This is a genomic window from Trichloromonas sp. (assembly GCF_041583255.1).
Classification (GTDB): Bacteria; Desulfobacterota; Desulfuromonadia; order Desulfuromonadales; family Trichloromonadaceae; genus Trichloromonas.
The window spans coordinates 1-7,631 of record NZ_JBFHGD010000164.1; the positions used below are offsets into that span (position 1 = coordinate 1).

General features: G+C 58.8%; 6 protein-coding genes. 5 read left to right on the forward strand and 1 reads right to left on the reverse strand.

The window, feature by feature from the left end; genetic code table 11:
• Positions 1-430 precede the first annotated feature (430 nt).
• The 3 genes from ABYV89_RS12410 (at position 431) to ABYV89_RS12420 (ending at position 4,688) form a co-directional block, all read left to right on the forward strand.
• Positions 431-1,999 carry a PAS domain-containing sensor histidine kinase gene (locus tag ABYV89_RS12410; protein ID WP_432823272.1) on the forward strand — a complete coding sequence of 523 codons (1,569 nt, stop codon included), beginning with the start codon at positions 431-433 and terminating at the stop codon, positions 1,997-1,999.
• A 162-nt stretch (positions 2,000-2,161) separates the two neighbouring features.
• The gene (gene ercA, locus ABYV89_RS12415; RefSeq protein WP_432823273.1) at positions 2,162-3,322 is read left to right on the forward strand and encodes an alcohol dehydrogenase-like regulatory protein ErcA; all 1,161 of its coding nucleotides are present in this window, start codon (positions 2,162-2,164) and stop codon (positions 3,320-3,322) included.
• Positions 3,306-4,688: a sensor histidine kinase gene (locus ABYV89_RS12420; protein WP_432823274.1), complete on the forward strand. Its 1,383-nt coding sequence runs from the start codon at positions 3,306-3,308 to the stop codon at positions 4,686-4,688. The genes ercA and ABYV89_RS12420 overlap by 17 nt, the downstream gene beginning before the upstream one ends.
• Positions 4,689-4,805: 117 nt before the next feature.
• Here ABYV89_RS12420 and ABYV89_RS12425 read toward each other — a convergent pair whose 3' ends face one another.
• Positions 4,806-5,177, reverse strand: coding sequence for a pyridoxamine 5'-phosphate oxidase family protein (locus ABYV89_RS12425; RefSeq protein WP_432823275.1), 372 nt, complete (start codon positions 5,175-5,177; stop codon positions 4,806-4,808).
• 178 nt (positions 5,178-5,355) lie between these two features.
• On the opposite strand from ABYV89_RS12425, the gene ABYV89_RS12430 reads away from it, so the two are divergent.
• Positions 5,356-6,750 carry a PLP-dependent aminotransferase family protein gene (locus ABYV89_RS12430; RefSeq protein ID WP_432823276.1) on the forward strand — a complete coding sequence of 465 codons (1,395 nt, stop codon included), beginning with the start codon at positions 5,356-5,358 and terminating at the stop codon, positions 6,748-6,750.
• A gap of 230 nt (positions 6,751-6,980) precedes the next feature.
• Positions 6,981-7,286 (forward strand): hypothetical protein, encoded by a 306-nt coding sequence (locus ABYV89_RS12435; protein WP_432823277.1) that lies wholly within the window; start codon positions 6,981-6,983, stop codon positions 7,284-7,286.
• Positions 7,287-7,631: the final 345 nt, after the last annotated feature.

Here is a 7,631-nt window from a genome sequence, read left to right on the forward strand (position 1 = left end):
CCTGAACGAGTCGATCACCGCCTCGCAGAAGGGGATCGCCCTGCTCAAAGAAGCGCTGAATAAATAGCGACAGACAGGGATGGACAAAGGCCTGCCGAGTTTTCGGCAGGCCTTTTTTTGATGGCATCGCAAGACTTTTTGCGAATGCATCTTTTTCGGGTCTGCAATATCGGCATTGGGGGAATGCCGCAATGCCGGTCGGACAGGAGGATGCGATGGCCTATAGTCAGGACCTGGCCGCCCGTCACTTCGGCGGCATCAATCCCGGCAAGAGGGGCACACATCGAAATTCTTAATTCAGAGAATTGATACCGCCGAGTGGTGGCCAAAAAAAATGCTATACTTAATTTTCGTTTCTCACGGATGCATCTGATCAGTCCTCGGGAGAGTTGTTGCCCCTGGTCCGCACAACCACCAGACAAGGGAATCCATGCGCTGTCCTGCTGACTCCCCAGAAAACAAGAAAAACGACTTACGGGAGAGCCTGATCGGGCTGGGCGAACGCTCGCATCGAAAAAGCTATTATCCCGAACTACAACGGCGCCTCGATGAACTGGAGCGCTTCAAAGCGCTTCTGGATCACAACAACGACGCCATCTTTCTGCTCGATGTGCCTGACGGCAACATTATCGACCTGAATGAAACTTCCTGCCGCCAACTGGGATGGGACTCGGAGGATTTACTGGGCCGCTCCATCTTCGATCTTTCGGCGCTGGGAAGTGACTCCAGGGCGCACGACCTCATCGGCAACGCCTCTGCAAGCCCCCAAAGCCAAGCGATGGTGGAGTCGACGCTGTACAGACGCGACGGAGAGAGTTTCCCGGCAGAAATCACCCTGGCTCGCAGGTCTTTCCAGGAGCGAGCGTATGTTATCGCGGTTGCCAGGGATATCACCAAACGCAGACAGACCGAACAAGCCCTTAAAGCAACTCTGGCCGAGGAACAGAAGTCGAAAAACAAGATCGACACCATCCTCAAATCAATAGCTGACGGCCTTATCGTTACCGACACCGACAAAAAAATTGTCCTGATGAACCGCTCGGCCCAATCCCTTCTCGACACCCCTCTCGATAAGGCCATTGGCCGCCCCCTGGAAGACCTGCTCGCAAGAAAAATGGTGCATACGCAGGCGCACTGCGCCTGGCCTCTGGGCACTTCAGGGGACCCGACCGAGTGGGAGATCCCAACCCGGGAGGGGAAATGGCCCCAGGTCATCCAGACCCATTTCGCGCCGGTGCAAGACCGGGAGGGAGAGGTCAGCGGCGAGGTCGCCATCCTGCGTGACATCACCCGCGAGCGCGAACTCGTGCGCATGAAAGACGCTTTTATCTCCCGGGCCGCCCATGAACTTCGCACCCCGCTGACCTCGATTTTGGGATTTACGGAAGTGCTGATCACGCAGGAAAAATACGGGTTAAAAGACCCGAAGCTTATGCAGGAGGGCCTCCAAAACATCCTCAAAAACGGCGAACGGCTCTCGACCATCGTTCAGGACCTGATGGATCTCTGCATCGTCCAAGCCGGCAAGTCCATTGTTCTGGATGCGGCCCCCTGCAACCTCGAGATTCTCTTCGCCGAAAGGGCAGAGCTTTACCAGGATATCTCGGACAGGCATCGAATTGAGCTCATCCTGCCTGACGACTTGCCTCGGCCCATTGCTGACGAACGCAGGATCAAACAGGTTTTGGACAACCTGCTCAGCAACGCGATCAAATATTCCCCTAAAGGGGGAACCATACGGCTGTGTGCTGAACGGTCGGCACAGGAAATCGAAATTTCCGTTGAAGATTCCGGAATCGGAATGGACCCCCAACAGATCGAACGGATCTTCGACCGTTTCTACCGAATCGACACGACCGACACCGCTGTTGAGGGATTGGGCCTGGGAATGGGGATGGCGCGAACCATCATCGAAGCCCATGGCGGCCGGATCTGGGTGGAGAGCGAACCTGGCAAGGGCACAAAAGTCTCTTTCTCCCTGCCCGGAAAGAGAGCCTGAACTCCGGGGGACGCACCGCCAGACCCGCTGCTTCTATCATGACAATCCCGTTCGCTGCGACGCACCTGCGCTGCCATAAACGCCGGAAGTAGCGCCCCGGTCGAAACGACGCGGCACAGGCGCGGCGGGGGACAGGTTGCCTGCCGGGCAAAGGAGGAACGCATGACCCAGTTGACCGAACTGCGCAAATTCGTCGCCCCAGAATACATTTTCGGCGGAGGGGCACGACACCTTGCCGGCCGCTACGCCAAGAACCTGGGAGCCCGCAAAGTCCTGGTGGTCTCCGACCCCGGGGTCGTCGCGGCGGGATGGGTTGGAGACGTCAGCGCCAGCCTGGAGAAGGAAGGGCTGCCGTACGTTCTTTTCACCGGCGTCTCGCCCAACCCCCGTGCCGAAGAGGTCATGAGCGGAGCCGAAGTCTACACTTCCGAGCGCTGCAACGCTATCGTAGCGGTCGGCGGCGGAAGCCCCATGGATTGCGCCAAAGGGATCGGCATCGTGAGCTCCAACAACCGGCCTATTCTGGATTTCGAGGGGGTGGACATGGTGGAGATCCCGATGCCTCCCCTGATCTGCATCCCGACCACCGGAGGAACCTCCGCCGATGTTTCCCAGTTTGCGATCATCCTGAATTCGGCGGAAAAAACCAAAGTGGCCATCATCAGCAAGACGGTCTTGCCTGACCTGGCCCTGATCGATCCGGTCACCCTCACCTCCATGGATCCCTTTCTGACGGCCTGTACCGGCCTGGATGCCCTGACTCACGGGATCGAGGCTTTTGTCTCCAACGCCCACTCCCCGATGACCGACCTGCACGCCCTGGAAGGGATTCGCCTGGTATCCAAACATCTTGCCGAGTCGGTCAAAAACCCCACGGATGTCGAACTGCGCACCCTGATCATGCAAGGAAGTCTGCAGGCCGGGCTGGCTTTCTCCAATGCGATCCTGGGGGCCAACCACGCCATGGCCCACAGCCTGGGGGGAGAAAGGGACGCCCCTCACGGTGAGTGCAATGCCATCTTGCTCGACCACGTGATCGCATTCAACCTGTCGGCGGCTCCCGAGCGCTTCGAGCGCATCGCCGAAGCCATGGGACTTGACCTGCGCGGGATGAATTCGACAGAAAAAAAAGCGGCCCTGCTCAACCATATCAGAAGCATCAAGCAGGAGGTCGGCCTGGACCTGAAACTCAACAATATCGGCATAACCAGGGGAGACCTGTCTTCTCTCAGCAAAAAGGCCCTCAAAGACCCCTGCATGGTAACCAATCCGCGCCGGGCCAATCAGCGCGACATCGAGGTAATCTATGAGGAATCCCTCTGACCCTTCGGACGATGAAGAGGCCCTGCGAGGAAAGCTCATCGGGCTGGGCGAGCTCTCTCATCGCAAAAACTATTATCCCGAACTGCAGAAGCGCCTTGAAGAACTGCGCAAGGCCCACAACGAGCTGGAGTTGCGCGTTGAAGAGCGTACCGCCGAACTCGCCCGCGCCAACCGTCAGCTTAAAGCCGAAATAACCGTCCGCCAGCAAGCCGAAGAGCAATTGCGGTCCACCCATCGGCAGCTGCAGGACATCATCGAATTCTTACCCGATGCCACCTTTGCCATCGACGATGCTGGCAAGGTCGTAGCGTGGAACCGGGCGATCGAGGAGATGACCGGCGTGAACAAGGACGCCATCCTGGGGCATGGGGACTATGCCTACGCCCTGCCCCTCTATGGCCAAAAACGCCCATGCCTGATCGATCTGCTGAGGCGGACCGACGGGAAAATCGAGGCCAGCTACGATTTCATCAATAGGCGCGGAGACGTCCTCTATGCCGAAGTCTTTGCACCAAATCTTCACCATGGCCAGGGTGCCTACCTGTGGGCAAAAGCTTCGATCCTTTACGATCAACAGGGCAATGTTCGAGGCGCCATCGAGTCCTTCCGCGACATCTCAGAGCGCAAAGAAGCACAGACCAAACTGCAGAAGGCCAACCGGGAGCTGGAGGCCTTCGTCTTCACGGTCTCCCATGATCTGCGCAACCCCCTGAATTCCATCCTCTGCTTTGCCGCCCTGCTTTTCAAAGACTGTGCGGAAAAACTGGACCAGGAGGATCTCGATCTGCTTGCAGGCATCCAAAGGCAGGGCAAGCGGATGCAGGCCCTTATCACAGACCTCCTCGCCCTGGCACAACTGCGACCGATCGAACGTCCGACAGAAGCGGTACCCGCCTCGGAGGTGGTCCAGGAAGTGATCGAAAGCCTGTTTGGGGAAAACCCTGAAGAAGCCCGGACGGTAAAGGTCGGTTCCTTGCCGCAACTCAGGATTCCCAAAAGCCATTTGTACCAGATTTTCGACAACCTCATTTCCAATGCCAGGCGCTATACCCACGGGGAAGGAGACACCATCGAAGTTGGAGGAAGGCGCGATGGCGACCGAGTCACCTTCTTCGTGCGGGATCACGGCCCCGGGATTCCCGCAGGGGAAAAAGACCGCATCTTCGATCTGTTCTATCGAGGGGCAACAGAAAGCAGCAGGGAGGGGACTGGGGTAGGACTGGCCACGGTGCAGAGAATTGCCCGCATGGCCGAAGGACGGGCATGGGTGGAGGAAACGCCTGGAGGGGGTGCGACCTTCCATGTTGTGCTGATTGATCCCCCGCAGGACAGGCCTTCTGAGGACGCCGCCAGATCAAGACGGTAGCCCTCAGTCACTGGAGTTAGAAACTTCCGACCCTCCATATTAAGGACATAAAAGAAGCCAGGCCGAATCGACCTGGACTCTTTCCATCCTCATTCCCCTGGCGGCGAATGCCTCGATTCACAACGTCTGGGTGGCGGATTCAATGGTCACGGCCAATGCCGCCCGCGCCCAGCCGAACTTGGCTTTGATGACATCAAAATCAGGGCCGGAGGTGACAAAGGCGGCCGTCCCCCTGATCAGAAAGCCGGTGCCGGGGCCGTTCTTGCCGGCCACCTTGCTGCTGCCCAGGGTCATCAGCACCTTGTTGTTCAAGGCCAGGTTCGCCTCGGTGTGTTCCATGTAACCCGCCGGAATCAACAAGCGTTCATCGGCGGTGATGCGTATGTAGCTGTTCCAGGTGTTCACCAGGTGCGGTCCGTCCTGCCCCATGGTCGCAATGGCCACCACCCCATCCTGCTTCAGTACTTGCAACAATTTTTCCGGAATCATCGTGTCGTTCTCCTGTCGTTTGTATGGTTATGCCTCACGCTACTTGAAAATGTGCCACCATCGGCCTAAGCTGTTTCCATAAAAGAGAAGGGGTCAGCCTGCTGCTGACGCCTGTGCGACAGCTGCCCTGAGCGGCCTTCAGGACCGCCGAAATTTCATTGTGTTCATCGGAGCGCGTATGTTCATCCTGAACAACGATACCCCTGTCCCGCTATACCAGCAACTTTACAGCCAGATAAGAGAGCACATCCTGGCGGGCAAACTGCCCGCCGATGCCCGACTCCCCTCGGTCCGGCAGCTGGCCATCGAACTTGCAACCAGCCGCAACACGGTGGAAGGCGCCTACCAGGAACTGTACGCGGAGGGGTACATCTACAGCAAACCGCGCAGCGGCTATTTCGTCTCGGCGCTCGACCAGGAGGCCGCGCCCTTATCCCTGTTGAAAAAACCTCGCCTGCGCAGTTCGCTCTCGACGCCTGCGCCGCGCTTCGATTACGATTTTCACCCGGCCCGCCTCGCCCCGAAGAGCTTCCCCGCGCCGCTGTGGCGCAAGCTGTTCAGCGAATGCCTGCGCGAGACCTCTCGTGAGCTGGTCCAGTATGGCCCGCCCCAGGGAGAATTGAACCTGCGCCGCATGATCCAACTCTACCTGGAACGCTCACGGGGCGTGGTCTGCGACCCGGAACAGATCGTCATCTGCGCCGGCCTGCAGCACAGCCTCGACATGGTCGCCCAGATACTCAAGGGGAGCCACTCGGTGGTGGCGGTCGAGAATCCCGGCTATCACCTGCCGCGCTCGGTCTTTCGCAACCATGGCTATGAGATCGTCCCCGTACCGGTCGGGGCGGACGGGCTGGATCTGGAGGCCCTCGCCAGCAGCGGCGGCACCCTGGCCTATGTCACCCCATCGCACCAGCTGCCCATGGGCTGCGTGATGCCCGTCGCCAACCGGCTGAAACTGATCGAGTGGGCCGAATCAGGCGGCCGGCTGATCCTCGAAGACGATTACGACAGCGAACTGCGCTACCACGGCAAGCCGATCCCCTCGCTGCAGGGGCTGCGCCCGCGGGGAAATATCATCTACCTGGGGACTTTTTCCAAGGTCCTCTCCCCTGCCCTGCGCCTGAGCTACCTGGTGCTGCCCGACTCGCTGCTGGACGCCTACCGCCGGCTTTTTCACGATTATTTTTCCACCGTCTCGCTGCTGGAACAGAGAACCCTGGCAAAATTCATGGAGCAGGGGCACTGGGACCGGCATATCCGGCGAATGCGCGCCATCTATAAAAAACAGCATGACGTCCTGATCCGGGCCGTCGCGCAGCGCTTCGGCTCCCGGGCCGAGATTGTCGGGCAGGGCGCCGGACTCCATATTGTGCTGCAGCTTCCCGGCATATCCCTCAGCGAAGCGGAGATCATTTCGCGGGCTGCGCAGCATGGCATCGGGCTCTTCCCCTTTTCGGCCACCTGCGCCGCAGGCGAACCCGCCGCGACCCGGCTGCTGCTCGGGTTCGGCGGGATGAGCGCCAGCGAGATAGAGGCAGGCATTGCGCTGTTGTCCCGACTCTGTTTTTGATAACCTGCTACCTGGCCTGCCGTTCTAATGAATCATAGGCCAAAGTTGCCCACGGCTGTAGGGCCAGCTTTGAATATAATTGTGGGGGCAGATTCACCCGCTGCACCCATTGGATGGGGCACACGTTTTCAACGAAAACAGAAAACCCGTGCAATCTAGGAGCGGCTGTAATTACAAGCACTTCGATAACGGCCTGATACCAGGTGAGGACGAAGATAACGAGGCAGGAGATGGAAGACGATATCACCGAGCGGTACAACCCGACAACAGGCCTTATCGAGATCCGCTGCGGTCACTGCGGAAACGCCGAGGAAGTCCCGACCAGAAAACGGGAAAAGCATGAACACGGCCCCTTTCTGCCGCAGTGGATCGCGGCGAGAAAGCCCTGCCGCTTCACCCGCGGCACGCAAGGGGACTGCACACTGAGGGGCCAGGTGACCTGGAACGATGTTGTCTGCTCCGAGTGTGGCAACATGAGTACCCGGGAGCAAAGCCCGGCTTACCGGGGCAGGGAAAAGGACATCCGCGTGCCTTGACCGGGGTGGCTACCATCTGGATGGTGCCGCCGTGGGCTTCGATGATGACCCTGACAATCGACAGCCCGAGCCCCTGTTCCCGGGACACAAGGTAGGCTTATGCAGCCTGATGATTTTCCGCCAGTTTCGGCGGCTTTCTTGGGGCGATCTGAAGGCGTTCTTCTCGCACGTACGGATCTGCAAAAAGGATGAGGCGAGCCTTATCCGCTCGCCTCATCCCTACTCGATTTACCCTATTGGTTGTGCGCGCCAGCTATAAGACTGTGATTCGCAGCCCAATCGGCGCCGCGGGGGCTCTTGCAGTCACGCTCTTCGGGTACTCATAAGCACCAATATCGTACAGAC